Annotated in this window: 26 protein-coding genes; 11 read left to right on the forward strand and 15 right to left on the reverse strand. The window is 55.7% G+C overall.

The annotated features are described in order from the left end of the window. Positions 1-83: 83 nt before the first annotated feature. Positions 84-1,703 (reverse strand): phosphoenolpyruvate carboxykinase (ATP), encoded by a 1,620-nt coding sequence (pckA, locus tag ACNT1W_RS12735; RefSeq protein WP_012006520.1) that lies wholly within the window; start codon positions 1,701-1,703, stop codon positions 84-86. 490 nt (positions 1,704-2,193) lie between these two features. On the opposite strand from pckA, the gene ACNT1W_RS12740 reads away from it, so the two are divergent. After that, entirely contained in the window at positions 2,194-3,537 is a 1,344-nt protein-coding gene (locus tag ACNT1W_RS12740) for a 2-hydroxycarboxylate transporter family protein (RefSeq protein ID WP_419245663.1), read from the forward strand. Between the two features lie 135 nt (positions 3,538-3,672). Beyond that, entirely contained in the window at positions 3,673-3,885 is a 213-nt protein-coding gene (locus tag ACNT1W_RS12745) for a M10 family metallopeptidase C-terminal domain-containing protein (protein ID WP_256378009.1), read from the forward strand. 150 nt (positions 3,886-4,035) lie between these two features. On the opposite strand, the gene ACNT1W_RS12750 is transcribed toward ACNT1W_RS12745, so the two are convergent. Continuing rightward, positions 4,036-4,245: a hypothetical protein gene (locus ACNT1W_RS12750; RefSeq protein WP_012144839.1), complete on the reverse strand. Its 210-nt coding sequence runs from the start codon at positions 4,243-4,245 to the stop codon at positions 4,036-4,038. A gap of 165 nt (positions 4,246-4,410) precedes the next feature. Here ACNT1W_RS12750 and ACNT1W_RS12755 point away from each other — a divergent pair, with 165 nt between their 5' ends. Beyond that, positions 4,411-4,575, forward strand: a complete 165-nt coding sequence (locus ACNT1W_RS12755) for a hypothetical protein (protein ID WP_165366757.1) — start codon at positions 4,411-4,413, stop codon at positions 4,573-4,575. 33 nt (positions 4,576-4,608) lie between these two features. Here the strand turns inward: ACNT1W_RS12755 and ACNT1W_RS12760 are convergent, their stop codons facing one another. Beyond that, on the reverse strand, positions 4,609-4,746 hold the full coding sequence (locus ACNT1W_RS12760; protein WP_017892602.1) for a hypothetical protein: 138 nt from the start codon (positions 4,744-4,746) through the stop codon (positions 4,609-4,611). Positions 4,747-4,764: 18 nt separating this feature from the next. Continuing rightward, positions 4,765-4,872, reverse strand: a complete 108-nt coding sequence (gene yniD / locus ACNT1W_RS12765) for a small membrane protein YniD (protein WP_012144841.1) — start codon at positions 4,870-4,872, stop codon at positions 4,765-4,767. A 328-nt stretch (positions 4,873-5,200) separates the two neighbouring features. Between yniD and ACNT1W_RS12770 the strand changes: the two genes are divergently transcribed. Both ACNT1W_RS12770 and ACNT1W_RS12775 read left to right on the forward strand, forming a co-directional pair. Beyond that, entirely contained in the window at positions 5,201-5,593 is a 393-nt protein-coding gene (locus ACNT1W_RS12770) for an ASCH domain-containing protein (RefSeq protein WP_012144842.1), read from the forward strand. Between the two features lies 1 nt (position 5,594). Continuing rightward, complete coding sequence (locus tag ACNT1W_RS12775; protein WP_261098626.1) at positions 5,595-6,197, forward strand: C39 family peptidase; 603 nt, start codon at positions 5,595-5,597, stop codon at positions 6,195-6,197. A 55-nt stretch (positions 6,198-6,252) separates the two neighbouring features. On the opposite strand, the gene ACNT1W_RS12780 is transcribed toward ACNT1W_RS12775, so the two are convergent. From ACNT1W_RS12780 to ACNT1W_RS12790, 3 genes are all read right to left on the reverse strand, one after another. Then, a complete protein-coding gene (locus ACNT1W_RS12780; RefSeq protein ID WP_012144844.1) occupies positions 6,253-6,492 on the reverse strand; it encodes a YebV family protein in 240 nt (79 codons plus the stop codon). A gap of 137 nt (positions 6,493-6,629) precedes the next feature. Next, positions 6,630-7,562 carry a spore coat U domain-containing protein gene (locus tag ACNT1W_RS12785; protein WP_419245664.1) on the reverse strand — a complete coding sequence of 311 codons (933 nt, stop codon included), beginning with the start codon at positions 7,560-7,562 and terminating at the stop codon, positions 6,630-6,632. An 18-nt stretch (positions 7,563-7,580) separates the two neighbouring features. Next, positions 7,581-9,929 (reverse strand): fimbria/pilus outer membrane usher protein, encoded by a 2,349-nt coding sequence (locus ACNT1W_RS12790; RefSeq protein ID WP_419245665.1) that lies wholly within the window; start codon positions 9,927-9,929, stop codon positions 7,581-7,583. Between ACNT1W_RS12790 and ACNT1W_RS12795 the strand changes: the two genes are divergently transcribed. Beyond that, entirely contained in the window at positions 9,928-10,077 is a 150-nt protein-coding gene (locus ACNT1W_RS12795) for a hypothetical protein (protein ID WP_017892606.1), read from the forward strand. The genes ACNT1W_RS12790 and ACNT1W_RS12795 overlap by 2 nt on opposite strands. A 3-nt stretch (positions 10,078-10,080) precedes the next feature. Here the strand turns inward: ACNT1W_RS12795 and ACNT1W_RS12800 are convergent, their stop codons facing one another. The 7 genes from ACNT1W_RS12800 to yebS all read right to left on the reverse strand — a co-directional run bounded on the left by ACNT1W_RS12800 (position 10,081) and on the right by yebS (position 18,131). After that, positions 10,081-10,845, reverse strand: a complete 765-nt coding sequence (locus tag ACNT1W_RS12800; RefSeq protein WP_115184809.1) for a molecular chaperone — start codon at positions 10,843-10,845, stop codon at positions 10,081-10,083. 23 nt (positions 10,846-10,868) lie between these two features. Next, on the reverse strand, positions 10,869-11,417 hold the full coding sequence (locus tag ACNT1W_RS12805; protein ID WP_026142340.1) for a spore coat U domain-containing protein: 549 nt from the start codon (positions 11,415-11,417) through the stop codon (positions 10,869-10,871). A 5-nt stretch (positions 11,418-11,422) separates the two neighbouring features. After that, entirely contained in the window at positions 11,423-11,926 is a 504-nt protein-coding gene (locus ACNT1W_RS12810) for a spore coat U domain-containing protein (RefSeq protein ID WP_026142341.1), read from the reverse strand. A gap of 2 nt (positions 11,927-11,928) precedes the next feature. Further along, positions 11,929-12,468, reverse strand: a complete 540-nt coding sequence (locus ACNT1W_RS12815) for a spore coat U domain-containing protein (protein ID WP_419245666.1) — start codon at positions 12,466-12,468, stop codon at positions 11,929-11,931. Positions 12,469-12,745: 277 nt separating this feature from the next. Continuing rightward, entirely contained in the window at positions 12,746-14,182 is a 1,437-nt protein-coding gene (gene rsmF, locus ACNT1W_RS12820; RefSeq protein ID WP_115184979.1) for a 16S rRNA (cytosine(1407)-C(5))-methyltransferase RsmF, read from the reverse strand. Positions 14,183-14,284: 102 nt separating this feature from the next. Continuing rightward, complete coding sequence (locus ACNT1W_RS12825) at positions 14,285-16,915, reverse strand: PqiB family protein (protein ID WP_017892611.1); 2,631 nt, start codon at positions 16,913-16,915, stop codon at positions 14,285-14,287. Continuing rightward, entirely contained in the window at positions 16,884-18,131 is a 1,248-nt protein-coding gene (gene yebS / locus ACNT1W_RS12830; RefSeq protein ID WP_419246870.1) for a membrane integrity lipid transport subunit YebS, read from the reverse strand. Before yebS ends, ACNT1W_RS12825 begins: the two co-directional genes overlap by 32 nt. 246 nt (positions 18,132-18,377) lie before the next feature. Between yebS and ACNT1W_RS12835 the strand changes: the two genes are divergently transcribed. From ACNT1W_RS12835 to htpX, 4 genes are all read left to right on the forward strand, one after another. Further along, complete coding sequence (locus ACNT1W_RS12835; RefSeq protein ID WP_012144853.1) at positions 18,378-18,875, forward strand: GAF domain-containing protein; 498 nt, start codon at positions 18,378-18,380, stop codon at positions 18,873-18,875. A gap of 95 nt (positions 18,876-18,970) precedes the next feature. Further along, on the forward strand, positions 18,971-19,681 hold the full coding sequence (gene proQ / locus ACNT1W_RS12840; protein ID WP_012144854.1) for an RNA chaperone ProQ: 711 nt from the start codon (positions 18,971-18,973) through the stop codon (positions 19,679-19,681). A gap of 19 nt (positions 19,682-19,700) precedes the next feature. Then, positions 19,701-21,737 carry a carboxy terminal-processing peptidase gene (gene prc / locus ACNT1W_RS12845; protein ID WP_012144855.1) on the forward strand — a complete coding sequence of 679 codons (2,037 nt, stop codon included), beginning with the start codon at positions 19,701-19,703 and terminating at the stop codon, positions 21,735-21,737. 300 nt (positions 21,738-22,037) lie between these two features. After that, positions 22,038-22,916, forward strand: a complete 879-nt coding sequence (gene htpX / locus ACNT1W_RS12850; protein WP_012144856.1) for a protease HtpX — start codon at positions 22,038-22,040, stop codon at positions 22,914-22,916. A gap of 48 nt (positions 22,917-22,964) precedes the next feature. Here htpX and ACNT1W_RS12855 read toward each other — a convergent pair whose 3' ends face one another. Continuing rightward, a complete protein-coding gene (locus tag ACNT1W_RS12855) occupies positions 22,965-24,359 on the reverse strand; it encodes an MFS transporter (RefSeq protein WP_419245667.1) in 1,395 nt (464 codons plus the stop codon). Positions 24,360-24,586: 227 nt separating this feature from the next. Here ACNT1W_RS12855 and kdgR point away from each other — a divergent pair, with 227 nt between their 5' ends. Further along, entirely contained in the window at positions 24,587-25,378 is a 792-nt protein-coding gene (kdgR, locus tag ACNT1W_RS12860; RefSeq protein ID WP_218218020.1) for a DNA-binding transcriptional regulator KdgR, read from the forward strand. Positions 25,379-25,381 lie beyond the last annotated feature (3 nt).

Genomic DNA, 25,381 nt, shown 5'->3' on the forward strand with positions numbered 1-25,381 from the left:
ACCCTGAGAATGGAGGTATAGATCAATAATGCGGTAAATTCAGTTTGATGGTCTGCAGGGCATTGGCGCGTCCTGCAGGCTAGTTAGAGTTTAGGGCCGGCGCTGACCAGTTTTTCACCCGCCGGTGTCACGGTGTATTTGGCAAAGTTATCGATAAAGCGCTGCGCCAGATCCTGAGCTTTCTCTTGCCACAGCGATTCGTCCGCGTAAGTTTTACGCGGGTCGAGAATGGAAGGGTCAACTCCCGGCAGCGCGGTCGGGACTTCCAGGCCAAAGATCGGCAAGGTGAAGGTTTCGGCGTGTTCAATCTCCCCGTTCAAAATGGCGTCGATGATGCCGCGCGTGTCCTTAATGGAAATACGCTTGCCGCTGCCGTTCCAACCGGTATTCACCAGATAGGCCTGCGCTCCGGCCGCTTCCATACGTTTCACCAGCACTTCGGCGTACTGCGTCGGGTGCAGCGTCAGGAACGCGGCGCCGAAACAGGCGGAGAAGGTTGGGGTTGGCGTGGTGATGCCGCGCTCGGTACCGGCCAGCTTGGCGGTAAAACCAGACAGGAAGTGGTACTGAGTCTGTTCCGGCGTCAGGCGTGATACCGGCGGCAATACCCCGAAGGCATCCGCCGTCAGGAAGATGATTTTCTTCGCATGACCGGCCTTGGACACCGGCTTGACGATGTTTTCAATGTGGTCAATCGGGTAGGAAACGCGGGTGTTTTCAGTCTTGCCGGCGTCATCAAAATCAATGCTGCCATCGGCCAGCACCTGTACGTTTTCCAACAGTGCGTTGCGACGGATAGCCTGATAGATCTCAGGTTCGGCCTGCGGCGACAGTTTGATGGTCTTGGCGTAGCAGCCGCCTTCAAAGTTGAACACGCCGTCATGATCCCAGCCGTGTTCGTCATCGCCGATCAACTGACGCTTGGGATCGGTGGAGAGGGTGGTTTTACCGGTACCGGACAGGCCAAAGAACACCGCCACGTCACCCTGTTCGCCGACGTTGGCCGAACAGTGCATTGAGGCGATACCCTGCAACGGCAGCAGGTAGTTCATGATTGAGAACAGGCCCTTCTTCATTTCGCCGCCGTACCAGGTGCCGCCGATCAGCTGGATACGCTCGGTCAGGTTAAAGGCAACGAAGTTCTCTGAATGCAGCCCCTGCTGTTGCCAGTCCGGGTTGGTGCACTTGGCTCCGTTCATCACCACGAAGTCCGGTTCGAAATTCTGCAGTTCTTCATCCGTCGGGCGGATAAACATGTTTTTGACAAAGTGCGCCTGCCAGGCCACCTCGGTGATGAAACGCACCTTCAGGCGGGTGTCGGCATTGGCGCCGCAGAAGGCGTCCACCACAAACAGACGCTTGCCGGAAAGTTGGTTACCCACCAGCGTTTTCAGATGCTGCCAGACTTCTGGCGATAGCGGTTGGTTGTCGTTTTTGCCGGTGCCGTTATCGGACCACCAGACGGTATCGCGCGTGGTGTCGTCACGCACGATGTATTTATCTTTCGGTGAACGGCCGGTGAATTCACCAGTATCGACGTTGACCGCGCCCAGCGTTGTTACCGTACCGCGTTCCAGTGCCGGCAGGTCGGCACGGGTTTCCTCGGTAAACAGTTGCTCGTAGCTTGGGTTATGGACGATTTCGGTAGCCTGATGGATGCCGTAACGGGCCAGTGTTTGTGGGGTAATCGCGATTGAAGACATATCCTACTTCCTTATTAGTTCTATGCCTGCAGACTTTCGGGCTGCCGCGCTGTCGGCGACAATCTGAAAGCCATGGGGCATATATTATTGCCTGTTTTCTGCACGGTGCCGCGTGCATGGGCAGGCTCGGGTACAGCTGACCGGATTCAGCTAATTACCGCTCCGGTTCTCATTAATAAACGCACGGATTTTTACTTCCATCTATAGCATAGCAGCGAATTCAAGCCTGATTATTTTAATTACAAAACGCTGACGATAATTAATTAAAACCAACATCGGTGGAAGTTCACAATATTGGATTAATAAGGCGGAATTTAGTTTGGTGTTTTTATTTTTTATCATATCGTCATGGCTGCCTACTATTTTCATTAAATATAAATAATAAAATATCCAGCCGTATTTATGATGGTGAACTTTTTAACCGTTTAAATTATTTCATAAATGGTTGGATGATCCGCTCCATACTGAACACTTGTCAGCAGGGTGAACAATGAAACAGATAAATGCAGAAATGGCCTGTGATAAACAGGCGTTGTCGCCTGATACATCAGGGCTGATTAATCAAATCCGACAAATGAATATCGGTGCCGTGCCGGTGGCGTTGTTTATCACCATTTGTGCCATTGTCACCGTGTCGGCTTATGCCAATTTTTTACCCAAGAATATGATTGGTGGCCTGGCGGTAATTATGACGCTGGGCTTCGCATTGGCGCATTTGGGCAAAAGTATTCCGGTGCTGCGTGATATCGGTGGGCCGGCGATTCTGTGCCTGATGGTGCCTTCGGTGCTGGTCTATTTTAATTTCTTCCAGCCGAACGTGATGGGTACCGTTCATCTGCTGATGAAAGACGCCAACCTGCTGTATTTTGTTATCGCCAGCCTGGTGGTCGGCAGCATTCTCGGCATGAACCGGGTGATCCTGATCCAGGGCATGATCCGCATGTTCGTGCCTTTGGTGGTCGGCACGGTGACGGCGGTGGTGACCGGGCTGCTGGTGGGCAAGCTGTTTGGTTTTACCTTCTATCACACCTTCTTCTTTATCATTGTGCCGATTATCGGTGGCGGTATCGGCGAGGGCATATTACCGCTGTCGCTGGCCTATTCAGCGATCCTTGGATCGACGCCGGATGTGTACGTGGCGCAACTGGCACCGGCAGCGGTGCTGGGCAATATCTTCGCCATTGTGGCGGCAGGCGTATTGGCCCGTCTGGGGATGAAGCGCAAGGCACTAAGCGGCGACGGTATGCTGATCCGGTCGGCGCAGGACAACGCGGTGTTTGCCATCAAGGAAAGCACCGGCAACGTGGATTTCCAACTGATGGGCGGCGGGCTGCTGGTGATCTGCGCCTTCTTTATCGTCGGCGGGTTGTTCGAACACATCGTTCATATTCCCGGCCCGGTGCTGATGATTCTGTTTGCGGTACTGTGCAAATATTGCCGGGTGATCCCGACCTCAATGGAAACCGGTGCGCACAGTTTTTATAAGTTTGTTTCAACCGCGCTGGTGTGGCCGCTGATGATTGGCCTGGGCATGCTGTACGTACCGCTGGAAAGCGTGGTGGCGGTGTTCTCGGTAGGCTATGTGGTGGTCTGCGGTTCGGTGGTGCTGTCGATGGGGCTGGTGAGCTTCCTGATTGCGCCATACCTGAAAATGTACCCGGTTGAAGCGGCGATCGTCACCTGCTGCCACAGTGGGTTAGGCGGTACCGGCGACGTGGCGATCCTTTCCGCATCTAACCGTATGGGGTTGATGCCGTTCGCGCAAATCGCCACCCGTATTGGCGGTGCGTCCACCGTGATTGGCGCCACGCTATTGTTGGGTTGGTTAATCTGAGTCCAGACTGAATTATGGATACCGGGGTGGATTGCCCCGGTTTTTTTATTTATGTCATCGATTAATAATAAGCATTGAAATGGAATCAGAATTGCCGAGATTATTTTTTATCAGATAATTCTGTATGAGGATGAAATTGATCTGTCGCTGTTTAATACCGGCAGCAGCAACGGCATCGAATTTGTCAGCCAGTTCAGCGGCAAGGCGGGTGAGGCAATGCTGAGCTACGACGCGCAGGCGCACGTCAGCGATTTAGCCATCAATCTGGGCGGTGGGTTTGACGCTAGCGATTTTCTGGTGAAAGTGGTGGGGCAGCCGCTGGAAACCAGTGATTTCGTGCTGGCTTGAGGCCAGATGGCAATAAAAATTCGGTATTTTGAGGAAAAACCCGACAATTCCTATTAATTCCGTCATGTTAGCCTGACATAATTGCGCACAGAAGGCCGGGCTTGCATACCTCGGGCTTCTGCAGAATCGCCAACCTTTCCGGTTGGCGATTCATTTTCCATCTTTCAGCATGTTGATCGCGGTACCAATCAGGATCCGGCGTTCAATATCGTGACTGTCGGCCAGTTGCTGCGCCAGATGTTTCGCCAACGTTTCTACCGATAAAACCTCGCCACGATGGCGTAACTGCATCACGCTGTCGCCGATCAAGCGCGCCACTTCGTCCCACACGGGTTTTATCTCCTGCTCCGAGAACATCATCGTTTACCTCGGCTGGGTGATTTTTGGTCAATGTAGCAGTTGAGCCTGGGGTTCGCCACCGTACCGATCGCACAATATTAAATCAGGAAGCATAAAAGATAAGCCATCAGTATTTCTTCTGGTTTTTTCACCCAATACTGACAGTGTCGAAACTGTGGAGGGTGAATGATGAAACTGATTGAACAACTGGCTGAGTACCATCGCCGGAGCCAGCCGGCCGAAGTGCCACAGTGGCTGTGTCGTCTGTGGTTGCCGCAAGGAGAGGCGCGGATTGCCTATTTGCGCGAGCTGTTGGAACCGGAAACCAAACAACCCGCGGAACGAGGATAAGGTGATGTGAGCCAGTATCCGGCCGGACTGGTGTTATTCGAGAATATCTTCGATCTCTTCGAGTACCTGATGACCCAGCTCAGTGGTGATCATTAAAATACCGCAGACCAAAATCACCAGCGCCAGTAGCAGTAAGGCGATCTGTACCCCGTTGCCGTTTCGTTTTGCCATCTGTTTTGCTCCCTGCCATTAGCCGAAGACTATCGCCGCCCAGCGCAATAACAGCAGGGCGAGACAGATCAGCAACAGTATCAAAAACATCTTCCAGTGCTTGGTACGCATGCGTTTGGTTGCCAATGTGACCTCCTGTTTTGCCGATCAGATGAAATACCAGACGGCGATAATAAAGATAGCAATCACCACCACTGCCAGCACCTTTAATAAGGCGCTGAAGGTGTCATCGGAATTTTGGTCGTCATGCTTCATTTTGCCGCCGGGCTGATAGCCATGGAGTAAATTGCGTTCACAGTATGCCTGTTGTCCCGACATAGGCACAGGGATTTACCGTAAATAGCCTGTAAAGCTGCGGGATTAGAAGATTGAGGGTGAATTCGGCAGGTGCAGGCAGCGGGGAATACGTTGTACTATTCTGTCTGCACAATGATTCATTCAATAAGGTATGGCAATGGCGAACGAAATTCCGAAGAAATACGAAAACACCGAACGTTGGGCGTTTGGCAACACCGAGCAGCAGGCCGATGAGGTAGTCAAACTGATCCTCAACGGTACCAAGACGGCCACCTGCGCCAATCTTGACGGCGAAGGCATCCCGCTGGCCGGTGATGTGTTTGTGGTGGTTGATGGTAAAGGTAACCCGGTGTGTGCGGTAGAGCTGACGTCGGTCGAAATGAAAACCTACGATCAGGTTGATGAAGCCCATGCTTTTGCTGAAGGTGAGGGTGACCGTTCCCTGGCCTACTGGCGCAAAGAGCTGCAAAGCTTCTTCGAAGAATATGAGCTGTTCTCACCGGATATGACGCTGGTGCTGATGAATTTCAAAGTGGCAGAGACTTTCTGATTTGAGCTCCTCGGTCCCTTACGTCTGTCAATGGGCGACGCCCGAACTGGCGGCGGCGCTGATTGCCGGTCGAGCGACGCTGGCCGATGATGCCAACTGGGCGCTCAGTGGCGCACGCGATCGGGCGGAATATATCGAGTGGGCCAATCACGTCTGTGGCATGGCCTGCCTGAAAATGGTGCTGACCCATCGCGACGGGGATGCGCCGCCACTGCTGGAATTGGCACGCCGCAGCTTGCCGTACGGTGCTTACGTGCGGGAAGGTGAACGTATCAAAGGGCTGATTTACGCGCCATTTGTCGACTATGTGCGTGAGCAGTTTGCGCTGGAGGCCGAGGTGCGGGTCGGTGTTGAGGTAGAAACGTTGCCGCAGCTACTGGCGCAGCGGCGTTATTTTATCGCTTCGGTACATCCCGGCATTCGCCGGCCCGAGCAGACGCCACCGCAGCGGGGCGGCCATCTGGTATTGGTTACCGCGGTTGAGGGCAATGGTGTGACCTTCCATAATCCTTCCGGTGACAGCCCAGCTACGCGCCAACAGGTGACTTTGCCGCTGAGCAGTTTTGGTCGTTTCTTCGCCGGTCGTGGTATTGCCATCAGATAAAAAAAACGCGCCGTGCTCCTGTGGGGACACCGCGCGTTCTTCAGTTTGTCATCGTTCATTCCAATCGCATCACCCAGGCATCGCTTTGCCGATCGTAATGTTGCTTATACAGCAGCGATTGCTTGCCATCGAGTATCGCCGGGATGCTGGTGTGCTCATCCCAACCGTCCAACTGCATGCACAGATCGGGATCCGACTTGCAAGGGATCGCCAGCGTACTGGCCTGCTCGGGCGAGGAGGACAAATGCGCATCGTCGACCTCGAAACTGCCTATTTTTACCACGGTTTTGCCCATTGGAACTCCTTGCTTGATCTGCTGGTATGAGGTGTGACCAGTTGAGGCCGTCATCATCAGCATAGTCAAATGAGCAAAAAATGCCACATAAAAAATACAAGCTGGCAACATTGGCAATCCGTGGCTAGCGGCCGGGCTTAATACTCCACCACAAAACTGATGTTGTCCTGATAGGTTCCTACCGGTACTTCGGTTTGCGCCGGGTTGATTCGCGCCAGGTAAGGAATGCTTTGTGCCAAGCCGGTACCCGCCCCGGCTTGCTTGTTGGTGCTGTTCCATACCGTGGTGCTGTTGGGCAGGTAAATTTGGTATTGCATATAGTTGCTGGTGCCGCTTTTCATGCGTCGCCAGCCGGTCACCGGGTTATTTCCGTCGGTAAAGTAGGTGTTGTAGCCCTCGGTTTTGGTACAGGTGAGGGTGATGCTCTGGTTCACCGGGTTAAACTGCCCGACCAGCGCCATGCTGCCAAAGTTGACGTTTTGCGCGGTGCCGAACAGGCAGTCTTTGGTGAGCGTCAGGCTAATGGTTACGGTACTGGGCTTATTGGTGCCATCCCACCAAATACACAACCCAATCAGACCCAGGCCGCAAATATGGTAGTTCCAGACCAGATTGACGGTATCGGTATAGGTGCCGGAACGGACGTTAGCCCCGGCGGTGGTCTTGATATACAGCGGAAAGTTGACGTTTGGGGAGATAAGGATCAGCGTCAACAGGTTCAATGAACTGTAATCGATGGTTTGCCCGACGCTATAGGGATATTGGTAATTCGCATCGGGGTAAATCAGATAGGGAATGGTATCGCCGGAACCGTCGGCATTGGCCAGCGCCATATTGTGCGTGGTGGAGTTAATTTTTACCGTCACGGTATTTTGCGTCAGCAATGACAGGCCAAGGCCGCTGCAGTTGAGTCCGGCAGTGCCCTGCGCGCTGAGCGAGCCATTGTAAACCGCGAAAGTACTGCTGCCTGGCAAGGTGACGCTGCCGTTGGCGGTGGTGCAGTCGGCCAGCGCCTGTCGGCCGATGAGCAGCAGCAGCGCCAGTAATAACGCTTTGGATACACTAATCATATTTTTCTCCATCATGAATTACTGGCAAACAATGGGGCCGATACTTTGGATCCCCTGGGTTTTGGTCAGGCTAAATTGCGCCTGACAGGGGGCGCTGCCGTCGGCCGGAATGACGCTCAGGCGGTTTTGCCGTTGCACCGGATCCACATAAACCATGCCATCCCAACCGACGTAGCTTTGCTGCTTGCTACCGATAACCGCGACTTCGCTGCCGTTGGCCAGCGGTTTCCCCTGGGCGTCGACCAGTTTGATGTCGGCGGCGGAGATCGGCTGGACAGGAAAATCGACCAGGAAGCCGCTGTGATCGCGGATCGCCACGGTTTTCTCCACGCTGGGAACCGCCACGTCCGCCGGCAGATTGAGCGGATCGATTTGGAATTTGGCGTGGTAATAGGAGGTGACGGTCGGCACCAGCAGATAGCCTTTGGCGTTGGTCACGCCGATTAACTGATTCTCATAGCGTACCGGAATGTCCGGATAGCCGTCGGTAGAGATCAATGCAAAAGCATCGTTGATGGTGTTGGTGGCGTACAGATCGCCTTGCATTACCACCAGCGAACCACTCACTTCGCCCCAGCGGGTGTAATCATCGCTGTTGCCGTACATCCCGCCGCGGGCTTCGAGCAGGCGGGTGCGCCAAGTGATATCGGCCTGGGTGTAGCTTTCGCTGCTTTGCCCATCGGCATAGGCCAGGTTCCAGCCCAAACCGCCGTCGGTCGGCGCGGCGCGGCTGTAGCTGACGCGTTGGTTCCAGCGGTTTTCATTGTCACGAGAGGCGCTGACGCTGGCGGTACCCCAACTGTCGAAGGGGATAGACAGTTGCAGCTGGGCGCTGTAGCCGCTACTGCCGATTTCGCGGTTCACTGACGCATACAGGCTGGTATTGCGCCACAGCGAAATACTGTAAGAGAAGTTAACCAGGCGAGTGCGCAGGCCAATGGCATCGCGTACATCGAAATAGCCGGCCCCGATGCTACCGAATCGGTTCAGACCAATACTGCCGGTCAGTTGATCGGTACGGCGGCTCAGGCGATAGTCACTTTTATACACCGAAATATCGCCAAAACCCGCACTGCGCAGGATGCGCTGGGCATTCAGGCTGTAATAGCGATTGCTGTAGGTGTAGCCGATGCTGCTCTGATCGCCATGGTTGGTGCTGTACTGATAGACCGGCTGCGGATCGGGCTGAGTGATGGGTTGACCGGTCAGCGGATCGTAGTAGTTGCGCTGCTGCGAAGGTTGATAATCGTTAAAGGCATTTTCGCCGGCCTGACTGTAGCTGTAAGAGGCATTGAATACCCCCCACTGACCAACACGAATATTGGCCCCTGCGCCACCCACCGCCAACTCTGCGGCTCCTTCTGCTCGACCTTCCAGGGTTAACCAGTCCGTGACACCGTAACGCCCGCTGCCACTAGCCACCCACTGTCCATAATCGGCTGAATTAATACCATAATTGCGCCGTAACGCGCCGCTGGACAGGCTGAAATCGCTCATGCCGGCCTGCAACAGATTACTGGCGACATAAAACGGCACCACGGTGCTGACCTGGCGGCCCAGCGCGTCGGTAGTCACCACCGTGGCCTGCCCGGCGCCGTTAATGTAAGGCACGGTATTGAGGGTGAAAGGGCCAGGGTTAACGCTGGTGCTGCTGTTTTTATAGCTGTTGATATACAGATCGACGCTGCTGGGCAGCGCCGCCTGGCCGGAAAACTGCGGCAGCGGATAGGTGATCAGATCCGGGCGCGAGGCAAAGTTACGTGCCAGCTGGACGCCGCCGATACGCACCGAGCTGCTCCAGGTCAGAGCGCCGGTGGCGAGATCGCCGGCGGTATAGCTGAGCAGGCGTTCATCATCGTTATAGCGCCACTGGCTGTCGTAGCGGATATAGCGGTTGCCCTGGTCACTGTTGTTGGCACCGTCGTTAAAGCTGCCGCGGAAAATACCGGTGTTGGACACCACGCCAAAGCCGTCGAACAGCCGCTGTTCACTCCAGGCGGAAAGATAGCCCGGCTGGCCGTTGGCGCTGCTTTGGCTGGCATAAATATCATAATTGAACAGCAGACCGAGGCTGCTTTGTGCCGGCAGGCGATCCAGCGGGTTTTGAGCGTTGAATTTCTGATTGGGTAACCAGTCGTTGGGGACGTTGATCATCAACTGCTGAGTATCGCCACTGTAGGTGACGTCTACTTTCTCCAATTGGTCGACCGCAATTTCTTTCGCCTGTTTATCCGCCACCGGCAGGCCTGCATCGAGCAACTGCTGCGGCGTAAGGTAATAGTGGCCGCCTCGGTAGTTGACCGGTACTACTTTTCCGGTTTGACGCCCATTGACCACCGGCTCCAGATACAAGGTGGTGTCCGGCATGCTGATGGCGCTGGGCGGGGGCGGTAAATCATCGGCGCAGGCGTACGGTGACCACGGTGTGGCCACTGCGCAGAGTACGGCGAAGGCTAACGGTTTGAGCCCGAACCCGTTACGCCTGGGTGACGCTATCCTGGTTAACGGCACCTGACACTCAGTAAGCAGGCAGGGTTATTGGCTGTTTATTGTCGTTGACCGTGGCTTGCAGTTGACCGCTGCTGAAGCTGCCAGAGGCCGGTATGGCAAAGCGCATCTGCGAGCCGGGTAATACGTAACCCATCAGGCCGGCATTGAGCGTCTTCCCCTGCATCGTCACTTTGGAGATGCGCGCATGTACCGTGCCCTGGTTGCGTACTTCCAGCCAACGCTGGCTGCTTTGCTGCAACAGCCGGTAGCTGAGTTGCGGTTGACTGGCGGTGGCATAATCGCGCGGCTTCTCTGAATCCTGCTTGGTCCAGACGCCCTTGCCGCTGACAAACAGCGGTACCGAATAGCGCATCTGGAATTTCAATCCCATTTGTGCGCCATCTGGTGCGGATGGGTTGCCTGAATCTTTCACCGGGACTTCATCAATCAGAATACGGTAGGCACGCTCCTGGCCGGCAGGCGGCGGGGTTTGCTTAACCAGCCGGATCAGTTGGCGTTTGCCTGGGGCAATAGAGGCTACCGGCGGGCTGGCGATCACTTCGCTCTGGTTGCTGTAATCGTCTTTGCCGGCGGTTTGTTTCCAGCCGAGTACGCGAACTTGCATATAGACGGGTTTGGTATCGCGGTTTTCCAGCCACAGTGCCGTAGCAGGCTGTTGATCTTCAATTACCGGGTCAATGGGCCAAATCAGGATCGAGGCGGCGGCAAGCGCCTGTTGTTGGCCGACAATCAGCAGCGCTGCCGTCAATGGCAGTCGGAAGGGTATACGCATGGCTAAATCCTTATTTCAAAATACTAATAAGTGACCGTCAGTAAGACCGTATCGCTGTAAGTGCCACTGGTGGGCAGGGTACTGGTCGAGAACAAACGGGCATAAACTTTTATTTCCTGGGTGCTACCGGTGGCTGCGACGATCTCGGTGCTGCCGCCGTTGGTGCCATCGCCCCAAATGGTGGAATAGTTACTGTCCTGATAGAGTTGATAAATCAGGGTTTCTGGGGTCAGGGTGTTTTTTAATTTGCGTCCGGCGGAGATGGAGCCGGTGACGTTGTTGCCGATGCCAAGCGCCAGCGTGACGCTCAGACCAGGATTGCAGCGAAACAGCACGGAACCGGCCCCGGAACTGGAAACAATGCTGATGTTGCTGGCTAACGAAGAGACCTGACCAAAACTGAGGTTGCCGAAAGTGGTGACGTCGCTGCTGCCGCTACCCAGGATGCAGCCTTTAACCACCGTCGCATTGACGGTCATTGCCTGGGTCTTTTGCTGATCGTTGACGCCGGTGTCGCCCAGTACCGGTGGCGTTATCATCCAGAGCAGTAAACCACCGCTTAAAATACGCATTGCCATTACCAATTGATGGTGACCTGCACGGTATCGGTGTAGCTGCCGATCGGCGGGGTGGATTGCACCGGGATCATGCCGTACACCGGTAACCAGTTGTCCTGACCGTTGGCGGTTTGCGACACCCCGGTCAGGTTATCCCAGATGATGCTGTGCGAACTGTTGGTATACAGGTTGTAGTTCACCTGCTGGCCGGCGGCGCTTTTCAGATAGCGGGCAGCGGTGTTACCGCTTTGCCCCCCGTTAAGCAGGACATTGTAGCTGGTGCCATTGTTGCATTTGACGCGAATGGCCCCGGCGTTTTGCTGACCGGCTACGCTGACACTGGTGGTGAGGAAATAGACCGTACCGAAGTCCAGTGAGCCGAAGCTGACATTGCCACCCGAACTGCTGCCGGCTTCACATGCCTTCAACAAGGTGGCGCTGACGCCAATAGTGGCGGTTTTGCTATCGGCATTTACCGCCAGGCTTAACGCCAGCAATCCACAGCCCAAAACAACCTGCCGCACTGTTACCAGGTTACCGTCATGGTCACCGTATCGTTGTAGGTATCAGGATCGGGCGTGGTGACCGCCGCCGGGACACGGGCATAGACAATCAACGGAACCGCTGCGCCAGTACCGGTGCCGGTCAGGGCGTTGGCACCGCTGGACCAGGCGGTAGCACGGGCCTGATCCTGGTAGAGGTTGTACTTGATAAAGGAACCCGCCGTACTGGCCATTTGGCGCTGGTTACCGGCACCTACATGCAAACCGTTGTTTAATGCCACGGTGTAGGCGGTCCCTGTGGTACAGGTCAGCGACAAAGTTCCTGCACCGCCGGAACCGGTTGCGCTGGCGTCGATAATGTTGGACAGGGAAGAATAGGTACCGAAGTCGATAGAGCCAAAGTCGTTGGCGCTCCCCGCGCTGTTACCGCCGCCGACCACGCAACCTGCGCCAATGGTTAAGGTTACCCCGAGGTTACCCTGAATAGTGCCAGCTGCGTTGGCTGCACCACTCGCGCACAGCAAGGTGGCTGCCGAGGTCAATGCCATCAGAATTTTTTTCATGTCTTTTTCCTTGCCGTGTTAAAGGTGAGCCCCAAAAAACGCCATCCGGAAATGGATAAACGCATTAATGTATTTACAGTTTAATTAATAGAGTAAGAACCCGGAATTGTCTTGGTGAGAGGCTGAAAATTTTCTTTATTTTGAAAGGCGTCGTTATCTTCTCAATGGAAAGGGCGAGAATACCCAGAGGGTAAAATGATTAGAATAATAATATTCTCCTGTCGGAATATTATTAGCGGTATTAACTGGCCGGAGTTTTCCGGCCAGTGACAGGGGATTATTGATGGAAATCCAACACGCCGTCACGAACCAGTTCGCGCGGCAGGTTGTTTTTGATCCGGCTGCCGATGCGTTTGGCGATACCCAGCGGCTGTTGCTGGTAGGTGACAATACATTCATCGGTCTGCGGCGGTGGTTCCGGGTAGAGGTCACGGCCGTGGAACCACTCCTGCGCCAGCGTGGCGTCCAGTTCAAAACGCTGTTTGCCGTCGGCAACCGCCAGCGCGATAACCGCTTCATGCTGCCAGCGGTAGCCTTTGGTGAAACGCTCGGCCAGTTTCAGCCCGATACGCGAGAAGCGAATTTTATTAACCAGCGCTTCCAGCTCGGCAGGGAACAGCCAGATTTCTTTATCGCGAGCCCACAGACGGCTGGTTTTATCCCAGGCTAATCCGGAGGCCGCTGCGGCCTGAGCGATCTCGGCCGAATCCTTAGCGGAAAGCGGAGTGAACGGGAATTTGCCCAGCTTATAGCTTGGCTTTGCCAGCGGGGGGACGGAGTGGTGCTTGCGCAACCGCGCCACGAAGAAGCCTTCGCTGTCGTAGATTTGTGGGAACACGTGCAGAAAACCTTCGGCGGTTAACGCCTGTTTAGCACCGGGGAACAAGTCACCCAGCGGTTCAATGCTGACCGCGTCGCCGTAGGTCGCCAGCAGCCCGTTGACGATCTGCTGATTTTCCTGCGCGTTGAGCGTGCAGGTGGAGTAAACCATCACGCCGCCGGGCGCCAGAGCATGGAAGGCACTGTCGATCAGTTCACGCTGGGTGTCGGCAATGGCGGTCACGCTTTCCGGTGACCAGTTACTCATGGCGTCCGGATCTTTTCGCACCACGCCTTCGCCAGAGCAGGGGGCATCGAGCAAGATGGCGTCGAAGCTTTCCGGCAACGCAGCGCCGAACACCCGGCCGTCGAAGTGGGTCAGGGCCACATTCTTCACGCCACAGCGGCTAATGTTGGCGTGCAATACCTTGACCCGGCTGGCGGAGTATTCATTGGCGACAATGCCGCCCTGATTGTTCATCAGCGCCGCAATCTGGGTGGTTTTGGATCCTGGTGCGGCCGCTACGTCCAGTACCCGGCTTGGTGCTTCGGCTCCGGCGAACAGCGCACTGACCGGCAGCATTGAGCTGGCCTCCTGAATGTAAAACAGGCCGCTCAGGTGTTCAGCAGCGCTGCCCAGTCGCAGTTCTTCGTCCCCGCGTTCGATCCAAAAGCCTTCCGCGCACCAGGGGATGGGCTCCAGACGCCAGTCATAATCCTGCACCAGCGTCAGAAAGTCGGTGACGCTGATTTTTAGCGTATTAACTCGCAGACTGCGGCGCAGCGGGCGCTGGCAGGCGGCAATGAAATCGTCCATCGACAGGTCGGCGGGCATGATGGCGCGCGTCGCCTCGAGAAAGGCGGGCGGCAAAAAAACGCAGGCGGGTTTGGCCACGGGGTGAGCTCTCTGGCAGCTATCAAAATAAGGGCGGGAGTTTACCACAAACCGAAAAAAGTAGGGGCCCGGCATTGCCGAGCCCCTGAGAGGGTGAGGAATTTACTCTTTAGGGATGGCGGTGCCCCATTCACGCCAGTCTTTTGGCTCTTCCGCATTCAGCATAAAGTGCTTGTGCGGCGTTGACTTCGGCGCCAGCGGAATACTCGGCGGAGTGGCAAAAGCAATGCCGCCGCGAATAAACTGCTGGAAGGTCCCACTCTTGATCACGCCGCCGGTCAGGCCGAACTGCAGGTTGTAGCCGGAAGCCAGCCAGAACACGCTGTTGTTACGCACCAGATACTGGTACTTCTTGCTGATACGCAGCGCGACGTGGATGCGATCGGACATGGCGCCCAGATAGAAGCCTGTCACGGTACCCACTTCGACCCCACGGAACAGTACCGGAGTGCCAATCTGCAACGAGCCGGTTTCGGCGGCGTCGAGGATCACGCTCAGGCCGTCCTGGTAGCGCGAGTCGGTGATCGTGGCCTCTTGCAGCTCAAAGCTGCGTAGCTCCCGTCCACGGCCTGGCTCCACGTTAATATAGGGCTGCAACAGGGTGTCGAGGTTGCTGACCCCGGCGGCGGAAATCTCCGGTGATACTATGGAGAACCGGCTGCCAAGACGGGCGAAGGTCTGCACGTATTCCGGGTACAGCACGGCCTTGACCAGGACTTCATTACGCTCTGGCGCCAATTTTAGCGAATCTACCTGGCCGATATCGATACCGAGATAACGCAGTGGCATGCCTGCCGACACTTTACTGGCGTCGTAAGTTTTCAGGGTTATCTGGCTGCCTACCGCGCGGGCAGCGGTTTCTGTGGCGTACAGCATGCGTTTGGCGCCTTTGCTCAGCGTGACGCCCTGCAAATTATCGAAACTGATAGCCCCTTTCAGCGCCCGGTTGAGCGGTGAAGCCTGCACCGTCAGGCCACTGCCGTTCAATTGCACCTTGGCCCCGCCTTCGGCCCAGAAAATGCTTTCACTGGTCAGCAGCTTGCGGTATTCCGGGCTGATATAAACATCAACTTCGAACTCGTTGGCCTTTGGACGCACGTTAACAATCTCGCCCACCTGGAATTTACGGTACAGCACCACCGATCCGGCCTGTACGTCCGGCAGGCTGACGGCGGTCAACGTCAGGGTTGGCGTAGGGCTGTTGCCGATAATACCGGCCTCGGCCTTTTCACTATTGCCATACAGCGGATACTGCCCGACAGGCTCGCCCTTGCTGCCGGGGATGATGCGCACGCCGCCGTCCAGCCACTCTTGCGCGCTGGCCCCCAGCACTTCCATGCCGTCCAGGCCCAGTTTGACGTCGACGCGGCTGTTGACCACGAACTTGCTGTCTTTGTGCAGCAGGCGGCGATATTGGGCATCGATGGCGGCAGTAAATACCACGCCGTTGTCCGTCAGGGCACGACTCATCACCTGACCGACCTTAACGCCATGCACCACCAGCGGCTGGCCGACGTCAATGCCGTAGCTCTGCGGCGCGTTCAGCGTTACGGTCAGTACGCCCGGCTGTTGCAGTAGGGTTTCGCTGCTGTCCAGCACGTTGAAATGCTGTTGCGGTTCACCCTCGCCCGGTACCAGTTCCAGCGTATTGCCGGTTAGCAACTGGCTGAGTTTGGCGTCGTTAAGGCTCAGGCGTGGGCTACGCATGACAATCCGCGTGCCGCTGCGCATTAAATCCACCACCGACGGATCGATGGTCAGCTCACCGGTGACCTTACTGTCCTGTTGCAGTGTTAGCTTGGTCAGGGTACCCACCTGTAATCCCTGATAAATCAGCGGCGTGCGGTTTTCACTCAGGTTATTGCCGCTCGGCAGATCAAGCGTAATATTCACGCCGCGTTGGCTGTGTGCCAGGTCCGGATACAGGGTATAGCTTTGATCGGCCTTGGCCTGCTGACCATCTAGCGGTGAGTCAAAGGCAATGGCACCGTTGACCAGCGCGGCCAGGCTTTCCATCTGCACCGAAGCACCCGCCAGGCTGAAATCACCCTTGAAGCCCGAGACGTTCCAAAAACGGCTGCTGCCCTTCACCAGATTGGCAAAGCGGCGGTCAATCAGCACATCGATTGTGACGCCCTTATTGCCTTCGGCGATGGTGTAGTCATAGACCTTACCGACGGGGATCTTGCGGTAATACACCAGCGAACCGGTGTTGAGTGAGCCGAGATCGTCAGCGTGCAGATGAATCATCAGCTCACCGGTGTTCAGCCGATACTTGGGCTGGGTATCGAGCGCGGTGAAGTGGGTCTGAGGTTTCCCAGTGCCCGGCATCATGCCGATATAGTTGCCGCCCACCAGGGCATCCAGGCCAGACACGCCCGCCAGCGAGGCTTTGGGCGTGACCAGCCAAAACTGGGTGCCGTCGCGCAGGGAATCTTCCAGGTCACTCTTGATGCTGGCTTCGACCACAATACTGCGCAGATCCTTGCTCAGGCTGATGCTCTGTACGGTGCCTACTTCCACCCCCTGATAACGTACCGGAGTACGCCCGGCGACAATGCCCGCCGCGGACTGGAAATCAATGGTCACCGTGGTACCGCGTTCCTGGAAATTGTTATAGACCAGCCATCCCGCGATCAGCAGGGCAATAAACGGCAGTAACCAGAATGGCGAAATACGGCGCTTGTTTTTGACCCGCGCTTCAGTCGGTGTATTCGGCGTTTCCTGTTGCATGTGCATCCCAAATCAATCGGCTATCCAGCCACTCTACGGCAAGAATAGTTAAAATAACCGCAAACCCAAAATAAAAGGCTGCCGGCCCCATAGTAAAAGATAACAATTGGTCGCGATTCACCAGCGACATCATTAAAGCAATAACAAACAGATCGAGCATTGACCAACGGCCGATCCAGGTGACCAGGCGCAGCAGGCGAATACGGGTTCTCAGGCTGTGCGAGGTCTTGAAATGAATACTCAGCAGCAAGGTGATCAGCACGATGACCTTGGTAAAGGGCACCAGTACGCTGGCAATGAACACGATGGCGGCGATCGGTACATTGCCGGAGGTCGCCAGTGAGACCACTCCGGAGAAGATGGTGTCTTCCATTCGTGCGCCATTGGCGTAAATGATGGAGATCGGCATCAGGTTGGCCGGGATCAGTAAAATCATCGCTGCAATCAGCGCCGCCCAGGTTTTTTGCAGGCTGTAGGGCTGCCGACGGCACATCGGAATGTGGCATCGTGGACAGCGACCACGCTGGTCTGGGTAACCGGTGAAGTGGCAGGACAGGCAGATATGCAGTGCCGTTGGCAGGCCTTTCGGCTGTTCCTGCGGATAATAGCGCTCCCACAGCTGTTCCAGATTGACGTGGATCAGCGTCAGGATGCTGAGCAGGGTGAGCGCCAGGTAAGCGATCAGCGCACTGCCGGCCTGGATATCGGCGTATTCTTTTACTTTGATTGTCGCCACCGCCATGCCGATCAGGTAAATATCGAGCATCACCCACTCTTTCAAGCGATCGAGCATCAGCAGCACCGGGCGCAGGTTCATGCCCAGTGCATGGCCGAAACGCAGGTAAAGCAGCGACAGCGCCAGCGTCAGCGGGGCGCCAATAGTGCAAAACGCCACCATGCTGGCGGTGAGAGGATCCCCCTGGTGGCTCATCTGCCAGATGCCTTCCAGCAGGCTGGCGTCAATGCGCACCCCCAGCAGGCGGATGCTGATCAGCGGCTGGCTGAAAGCAAAGGGCATCAACAGCAGCATGGTGACCGCCATGGCGGTCAGTCGGGTCATCGACCAGTCACGGCCACTGACCACCTTGGCATCGCAGCGCGGGCAGTAGGCCGCCTGTTTGCCGCTCAGTGGCGGCAACACAAACAGCAGGTCGCATTCGCAACAGCGTTGGTGGCGTGCTTTGGATAGCGGGCCGGTGATCGCGTGTATTTTCATCATGACAAAAAACTGCCCCAGAGCTCGCCGTATCGATTAGCGTAGCTGAAAAATAAATCTGTCCGTGCCTTATAGGGCCAAGCACCGGGCGGCAAAACAGGGTTTCTGAGCGGCAAACATACCCTGCCCGGTAGGGTTTTGTGAAGCAACAGATGATTAACCTTGTGGCTATACGCATTTAATGCTTATTTTATAGGGCTTAAGACTTGGGCTAGTGGCCTTCTTCACTGTATTAATGGTTAACACATGACAAAAGAACAATTCTACGCGGAATTAAAACGTGATTTGTGCGCGCTGCTCGACGGGGAAACCAACTTTATCGCCGCGTTGTCCAACGCCAGTGCGCTGATCAACGAGCGCCTTGACGACGTTAACTGGGTTGGATTTTACCTGATGGACGGCACCCAACTGGTGCTGGGTCCGTTCCAGGGAAAAATCGCCTGTGTGCGCATTCCGGTTGGCAAAGGAGTATGCGGCAGCGCCGTGGCGGAAAATCGCGTGCAGCGCGTTGGTGATGTCCATGAGTTCCCTGGTCATATCGCCTGCGACGCGGCCAGTAATGCAGAAATTGTGCTGCCGCTCAACGTTGGCGGTCAGATTATCGGCGTTCTCGATATCGACAGCACAGTTTATCAACGTTTCGACGAACAGGACGAAAGGGGCCTGGAAGCAGTGGTGGCGGGGCTTTGCGCGCAGCTGGAACAGTGTGATAGTGCGAAATATGTCACTGTAACGGCAAGTTGATCTACGGTTAACGTGGCATTTACCGATGGCGTCATTATAATGACGCCTGTTCATGCCTGCGCTGGTTGGCAAACCCGTTGTAATCAGGAAATTTCATGGAAAATCAACCTAAGTTGAACTCTAGTAAAGAAGTCATTGCTTTTCTTGCCGAGCGTTTTCCGCTCTGCTTTAGCGCCGAGGGCGAAGCTCGCCCGTTGAAAATCGGTATTTTTCAGGATCTGGTCGAGCGTGTTCAGGGGGAAGAAAACCTAAGCAAAACGCAATTGCGTTCTGCACTGCGCCTGTACACCTCAAGCTGGCGTTACCTGTACGGCGTCAAAGTTGGCGCCCAGCGCGTTGATTTGGACGGCAACCCGTGCGGTGAGCTGGAACAGCAGCATGTCGATCATGCCCGTCAACAGCTTGAAGAAGCCAAAGCGCGAGTTCAGGCACAGCGTGCCGAGCAAAACGCCAAAAAACGTGAAGCTGCCGGTGAATCAGCCGCTGCGGAACCTCGTCGTCCACGTCCAGCCGGTAAAAAACCTGCTGCACGTCGCGAAGGCGGAGCCGCTCCGGAGAACCGCAAGCCGCGCCCACAAACTCGCCCACAGCCCGCTCGCCAACCTCGTGAAGTCAAAGAGGAAAGCCAGCAGCGTCGTGTGCCAGTCACGGATATCTCTAAACTGCAAATTGGCCAGGAAATCAAAGTCAGAGCAGGCCAGAGTGCGATGGATGCAACCGTACTTGAAATCGCCAAAGATGGCGTACGTGTGCAGCTCTCTTCCGGTCTGGCGATGATTGTGCGCGCAGAACACTTGCAGTTCTGATACGGAGGCCAACCAAGGCATGAACAAATTTGTCAGATTAACAGCAGTCGCGGGTCTGTTGTGGGCGGGTGTCAGTTACGGAGCGGAACCAGCCAACATCCGCATCGATCAACTGCCTCAGCTGCAGCAGGAACCGCAACATGCCACTGTGAGTGAGCGCGTAACTTCGCGCTTCACTCGCTCTCATTACCGTCAGTTTTCCCTCGACGCGGACTTTTCAGGCAAGATCTTCGATCGTTACCTGAATATGCTGGACTACAGCCATAATGTGCTGCTGGCCTCCGACGTGGCGCAATTCGCCAACAAGCGCAATCAGCTGGGCGAAGAACTGAAAAGCGGTAAGCTCGATACGCCATACGCGCTGTACAATCTGGCGCAGAAACGCCGTTTTGAGCGTTACACCTATGCATTGTCGCTGCTGGAAAAGCCAATGAGCTTCACCGGCAACGACACTATTGATCTCGACCGCAGCAAAGCGCCGTGGCCGAAAGACAAGGCCGAACTGGACGCGCTGTGGAATGCGAAAGTCAAATATGACGAGCTGAACCTCAAGCTGACCGGCAAGACCGACAAGGAAATTCGTGAAACGCTGACCAAGCGCTATCAGTTTGCCATCAAGCGCCTGACGCAAAGCAACAGCGAAGACGTTTTTCAACTGGCGATGAATGCCTTTGCGCATGAAATCGACCCGCATACCAACTATCTCTCCCCACGCAATACCGAACAGTTCAATACCGAGATGAGCCTGTCACTGGAAGGTATCGGTGCGGTGTTGCAGATGGATGACGATTACACCCTGATCAACTCCATGGTGCCAGGTGGCCCGGCGGCGAAGAGCAAGGCGATCACCGTGGGTGACCGTATTGTCGGCGTTGGCCAGGCGGGCAAGCCTGTGGTCGATGTGATCGGCTGGCGTCTGGACGACGTGGTTTCCCTGATTAAAGGGCCGAAGGGCAGCAAGGTGCGCCTGGAGATCCTGCCGGCCGGCAAGGGCACTAAAACCCGAGTGGTCACCTTGACCCGTGAGCGTATCCGTCTGGAAGACCGCGCGGTGAAAATGACCATCAAGACCGTCGGCAAAGAGAAAGTCGCGGTGATGGACATTCCGGGCTTCTACGTAGGCCTGACCGATGACGTGAAAGTTCAGTTGCAGAAGATGGCCAAGCAGAACGTCAAGAGCCTGATCATCGACCTGCGCACTAACGGCGGCGGCGCACTGACCGAAGCGGTATCGCTGTCCGGTCTGTTCATTCCGAGCGGCCCGGTAGTGCAGGTACGTGACAACAACGGTAAAGTACGTGAAGACGCGGATACCGACGGCGTGACCTATTACAAGGGGCCGCTGGTGGTACTGGTTGACCGTTTCAGCGCCTCGGCTTCGGAGATCTTCGCCGCGGCAATGCAGGACTATGGTCGCGCGCTGATCGTCGGTGAACCGACCTTCGGGAAAGGCACCGTGCAGCAGTATCGCTCGCTGAACCGCATTTACGATCAGATGCTGCGTCCGGAGTGGCCGGCGTTGGGGTCGGTGCAATACACCATACAGAAGTTCTACCGCGTTAACGGCGGCAGTACCCAACGTAAGGGGGTTACCCCGGATATCCTGATGCCGAGCGGCATTGATCCGGCGGAAACCGGTGAAGCGTTTGAAGATAACGCTATGCCGTGGGACAGCATCAATGCGGCGACCTACACCAAAACCGGTGACATGAAGCCGTTTGAGCCTGAACTGCTGAAGGATCATGAGCAGCGTATCGCCAAGGATCCTGAGTTCCAGTACATCGCGCAGGATATCGCTCATTACAAGGCGCTGAAGGACAAGCGTAACATCGTCTCTCTCAACCTGGTTCAGCGCGAGAAAGAGAACCACGATGATGACGCTACCCGTCTGCAACGTGTTAATGATCGCCTGCAGCGCGCCGGTAAAAAGCCGCTGAAGGCCCTGGAAGATTTGCCGAAGGATTACCAGGAACCTGACCCATATCTGGATGAAACCGTGCACATCGCATTGGATCTGGCGCACCTTGATCAGGCGCAGCCGGCGGCGGCGAAATAACGCAGCCGAGTCTCAGTAGAGTCTCAGTAAATGAAAAGCGCACCTTCGGGTGCGTTTTTTAATGGGCGCTCCTGGCGGTATTGAATAACCTACACCGTCATTTTTACGCAAAAAAATTCCCACCGTTTTGCGCAACAATCGTTTACAATTTGAAAAGTATTGCTTGAGCGCCGTTTTTGTAAAGTTTCGTATTTTTAGTAGGTTAATGGCGTGCAACTCTTGAAACTGTGACGAATGCCCATACCATCTAGGGTATCCGAGGCAGCGTTTTGTTAACATTTATGAGGAAGTAAACATTTTATGATGCGTATAGCTCTGTTCCTGCTCACCAACCTGGCGGTGATGTTGGTTTTCGGGCTGGTGCTCAGCCTGACAGGAATCCAATCCAGTAGCGTTCAGGGCCTGATGATCATGGCCGGTCTGTTCGGCTTCGGCGGTTCGTTTGTTTCACTGCTGATGTCCAAATGGATGGCGCTGCGCTCCGTCGGCGGGGAAGTGATTGAACAACCGCGTAACGAGACCGAAAACTGGCTGCTGGAAACGGTACGCCGTCAGTCGCAGCAGGCAGGCATTGCCATGCCGCAGGTGGCTATTTATCACGCACCAGACATTAACGCCTTCGCCACCGGTGCGCGCCGTAATGCGTCTCTGGTCGCCGTCAGCACCGGCCTGCTGCAAAGCATGAGCCGTGATGAAGCGGAAGCGGTTATTGCCCACGAAATCAGCCACGTTGCCAATGGCGACATGGTCACCATGACGCTGATCCAGGGCATCGTGAACACCTTTGTGATCTTCATCTCACGACTGATCGCACAGGCGGCCGCCGGCTTCCTGGGCAACCGTGACGGCGAAGGGGAAGGCAACGGCAACCCGATGATCTACTTCGGCGTGTCGATGGTTCTGGAGTTGGTCTTCGGCATCCTGGCCAGCATTATCACCATGTGGTTCTCGCGTCACCGTGAGTTCTACGCCGACGCAGGTTCCGCCAAACTGGTGGGCCGCGAGAAAATGATCGCGGCGCTGCAACGGCTGAAAACCAGTTATGAACCGCAGGAAGCGGGCAACATGATGGCGTTCTGCATCAACGGCAAATCCAAGTCGTTCAGCGAACTGTTCATGTCGCACCCGCCGCTCGATAAACGTATCGAAGCGCTGCGTTCAGGTCAGTACCTGAAGTAACCTTCAGAAAGTAAAAAACCCCGGCTCGCCGGGGTTTTTTTATGTCCGCTATTTGGCTTGCTGACTGCTTGGCTCCGGCTGCGAGCGCGGCTGGGTAATACGCAGGCTGCTGACCGCTGCCGCCAGGGTGGCGAAGGTACCGGCCAGAATCAATGAGGCATGAGTGCCGGAGGTGGGAAACAGGTTGAACATTAACGCCACCATCGCGGCTCCCGAGGTCTGACCCAACAGCCGGGCGGTGCCCAGCATGCCGCTGGCACCTCCGCTGCGGTTGCGCGGGGCGGCGGAAATAATAGTGTGGTTATTCGGTGACTGAAACAGCCCAAAACCGGCACCGCACAGCACCATACGCCAGATGATATCCAGGTCTGAAGGGGTTTGCGGCAGCAGCGCCAACAAAAACAGGCCCAGTGCAAACACCGCCAGACCGATACAGCCTAACAATCCGGCATGAATGCGCTCCACCAGGCGTCCTGCAAGCGGTGCCATGACGATTATCGCCAAAGGCCATGGCGTCAGCAGCAATCCGGTGGCGACCTCATCACGTCCCAGCGTGCTTTGCAGGAAGAACGGCAATGAGACCATCGCCAGCATCTGCGCGGTGAACGAACAAACCGAGGTGCCCATCGACAGGGCGAAAATCGGGATGCGCAGTAGGTCGACCGGCAGCAGTGGGAACTCCTGACGCAGCTGTCGGCGAACAAAGAAGAAGCCAATCACCAGCAGCGCGGCGATTTCGCTGAATATCACCGTCAGGCTCTGGCCCTGGGCAAAGCCGCTGATGGCGGTGATCAGCAGCCCAAAGGTCAGGGCATTCATCACCGCGCTGGTCGGATCAAAGCGCTGATTAGTACTTTTTTGGCTATTGCCGGGCAGGTACTTCATCCCCAGCAGCAACGCCACGATACCAATCGGCAGGTTAATCGCGAACAGCCATTGCCAGGAGGCCACCGACAGGATCGCCGCCGCCACCGTAGGCCCGGCCGCCGAGGAGAAAGCGACAATCAGCGAGTTGATGCCCATACCGCGCCCGAGAAACCGCTGCGGATAGATAATGCGGATCAACGCCGTGTTGACGCTCATGATGGCGGCGGCACCAAAGCCTTGCAGCACGCGGGCAATGGTCAGCGTCGTCAGCGAGTCTGACAGGGCGCAGAACAGCGAAGTAATGCTGAATACCAACAGGCCTGCCTGATAGATGCGACGATAACCAATCAGGTCGCCGAGCGAGGCCAACGACAGTAGTGAAATGGTGATCGCCAACTGGTAGGCGTTCACCACCCAGATGGAGCTGGCCGGGCTGGCATTCAGATCGCGCGCGATGGTTGGTAGTGCCACGTTGGCAATCGCGCCATCGAGCACCGAAACGGTGATGCCCAGGGCAATGGCGAGGATAGCCCCATAGCGTTGCGGGACGGGGAGGCCGTCAGTACAAGAACGCATGTTGATCTCGAAGGTATTAATTCAGGGGAGTATTACCATGCTAATCATATTCGTCTGTGATTGCACCCGCAGTTTCCTGCGCAATTGTAATAACCCATCACTGCAGAGTGCCCAAGCCCCTCTGGCATTTGTCCCCGGGGCAGATTGCGTGCTCTCTGGGGTACCGCGTATACTGAAACCCTTGTTCAAATTTCTTAAAACAGAAAATGCCGGATAGGATATTGACTATGGTTAACGCAGACTCAGATAAACAACCGGATGCAGTTTCATCCGTACTGAAGGTATTCGGTATCCTGCAGGCGCTGGGTGAGGAACGCGAAATTGGCATTACTGAGCTTTCCCAGCGGGTGATGATGTCCAAGAGCACCGTCTACCGTTTTCTGCAGACCATGAAGTCATTGGGCTATGTTTCGCAGGAGGGTGAGTCGGAAAAATACGCGCTCACGCTCAAGCTGTTTGAACTGGGGGCCAAGTCGCTGCAAAGCGTCGATCTAATCCGCAGCGCCGATATCCAGATGCGTGAACTGTCGAGCCACACCCGCGAAGCTATTCACCTCGGGGCGCTGGATGAGGACAGTATTGTCTATATCCATAAAATTGATGCCATGTATAACCTGCGCATGTATTCGCGTATTGGTCGTCGCAACCCGCTGCACAGCACGGCGATCGGTAAAGTGCTGTTAGCCTGGCGTGAACGGGCTGAAGTGGCGCAAATCCTGTCAAAAATTGAGTTTACCCGCAGCACCCCGAACACCCTGACCGATGCCGCAGCCTTGATGTCGCAACTGGAGCAGGTGCGTGAGCAGGGGGTGGGTGAAGACATTGAAGAGCAGGAAGAAGGGTTGCGCTGCATTGCGGTGCCGGTGTTTGACCGTTTTGGCGTGGTAACCGCCGGTCTGAGTATCTCGTTCCCGTCCATTCGTTACTCGGAGGATGCCAAAGCCGATTACGTCAAACGTCTGCATACCGCCGCCCGCAACATTTCCGAGCAAATGGGTTATCACCACTACCCATTCTGATCC

The sequence above is a fragment of the Serratia sp. NFX21 genome (genome assembly GCF_048517035.1).
GTDB classification, from domain to species: domain Bacteria; phylum Pseudomonadota; class Gammaproteobacteria; order Enterobacterales; family Enterobacteriaceae; genus Serratia; species Serratia quinivorans.

Excerpts from the sequence above, each read along its gene's own strand:
- pckA (WP_012006520.1), bottom strand. The coding sequence starts at position 1,703 with ATGTCTTCAATCGCGATTACCCCACAAACACTGGCCCGTTACGGCATC.
- ACNT1W_RS12740 (WP_419245663.1), top strand. The coding sequence starts at position 2,194 with ATGAAACAGATAAATGCAGAAATGGCCTGTGATAAACAGGCGTTGTCG.
- ACNT1W_RS12750 (WP_012144839.1), bottom strand. The coding sequence starts at position 4,245 with ATGATGTTCTCGGAGCAGGAGATAAAACCCGTGTGGGACGAAGTGGCG.
- ACNT1W_RS12755 (WP_165366757.1), top strand. The coding sequence starts at position 4,411 with ATGATGAAACTGATTGAACAACTGGCTGAGTACCATCGCCGGAGCCAG.
- ACNT1W_RS12760 (WP_017892602.1), bottom strand. The coding sequence starts at position 4,746 with ATGGCAAAACGAAACGGCAACGGGGTACAGATCGCCTTACTGCTACTG.
- ACNT1W_RS12770 (WP_012144842.1), top strand. The coding sequence starts at position 5,201 with ATGGCGAACGAAATTCCGAAGAAATACGAAAACACCGAACGTTGGGCG.
- ACNT1W_RS12780 (WP_012144844.1), bottom strand. The coding sequence starts at position 6,492 with ATGGGCAAAACCGTGGTAAAAATAGGCAGTTTCGAGGTCGACGATGCG.
- ACNT1W_RS12785 (WP_419245664.1), bottom strand. The coding sequence starts at position 7,562 with ATGATTAGTGTATCCAAAGCGTTATTACTGGCGCTGCTGCTGCTCATC.
- ACNT1W_RS12795 (WP_017892606.1), top strand. The coding sequence starts at position 9,928 with ATGCTGATGGCGCTGGGCGGGGGCGGTAAATCATCGGCGCAGGCGTAC.
- ACNT1W_RS12790 (WP_419245665.1), bottom strand. The coding sequence starts at position 9,929 with ATGCCGGACACCACCTTGTATCTGGAGCCGGTGGTCAATGGGCGTCAA.
- ACNT1W_RS12800 (WP_115184809.1), bottom strand. The coding sequence starts at position 10,845 with ATGCGTATACCCTTCCGACTGCCATTGACGGCAGCGCTGCTGATTGTC.
- ACNT1W_RS12805 (WP_026142340.1), bottom strand. The coding sequence starts at position 11,417 with ATGCGTATTTTAAGCGGTGGTTTACTGCTCTGGATGATAACGCCACCG.
- ACNT1W_RS12815 (WP_419245666.1), bottom strand. The coding sequence starts at position 12,468 with ATGAAAAAAATTCTGATGGCATTGACCTCGGCAGCCACCTTGCTGTGC.
- ACNT1W_RS12825 (WP_017892611.1), bottom strand. The coding sequence starts at position 16,915 with ATGCAACAGGAAACGCCGAATACACCGACTGAAGCGCGGGTCAAAAAC.
- yebS (WP_419246870.1), bottom strand. The coding sequence starts at position 18,131 with ATGAAAATACACGCGATCACCGGCCCGCTATCCAAAGCACGCCACCAA.
- ACNT1W_RS12835 (WP_012144853.1), top strand. The coding sequence starts at position 18,378 with ATGACAAAAGAACAATTCTACGCGGAATTAAAACGTGATTTGTGCGCG.
- proQ (WP_012144854.1), top strand. The coding sequence starts at position 18,971 with ATGGAAAATCAACCTAAGTTGAACTCTAGTAAAGAAGTCATTGCTTTT.
- prc (WP_012144855.1), top strand. The coding sequence starts at position 19,701 with ATGAACAAATTTGTCAGATTAACAGCAGTCGCGGGTCTGTTGTGGGCG.
- htpX (WP_012144856.1), top strand. The coding sequence starts at position 22,038 with ATGATGCGTATAGCTCTGTTCCTGCTCACCAACCTGGCGGTGATGTTG.
- ACNT1W_RS12855 (WP_419245667.1), bottom strand. The coding sequence starts at position 24,359 with ATGCGTTCTTGTACTGACGGCCTCCCCGTCCCGCAACGCTATGGGGCT.
- kdgR (WP_218218020.1), top strand. The coding sequence starts at position 24,587 with ATGGTTAACGCAGACTCAGATAAACAACCGGATGCAGTTTCATCCGTA.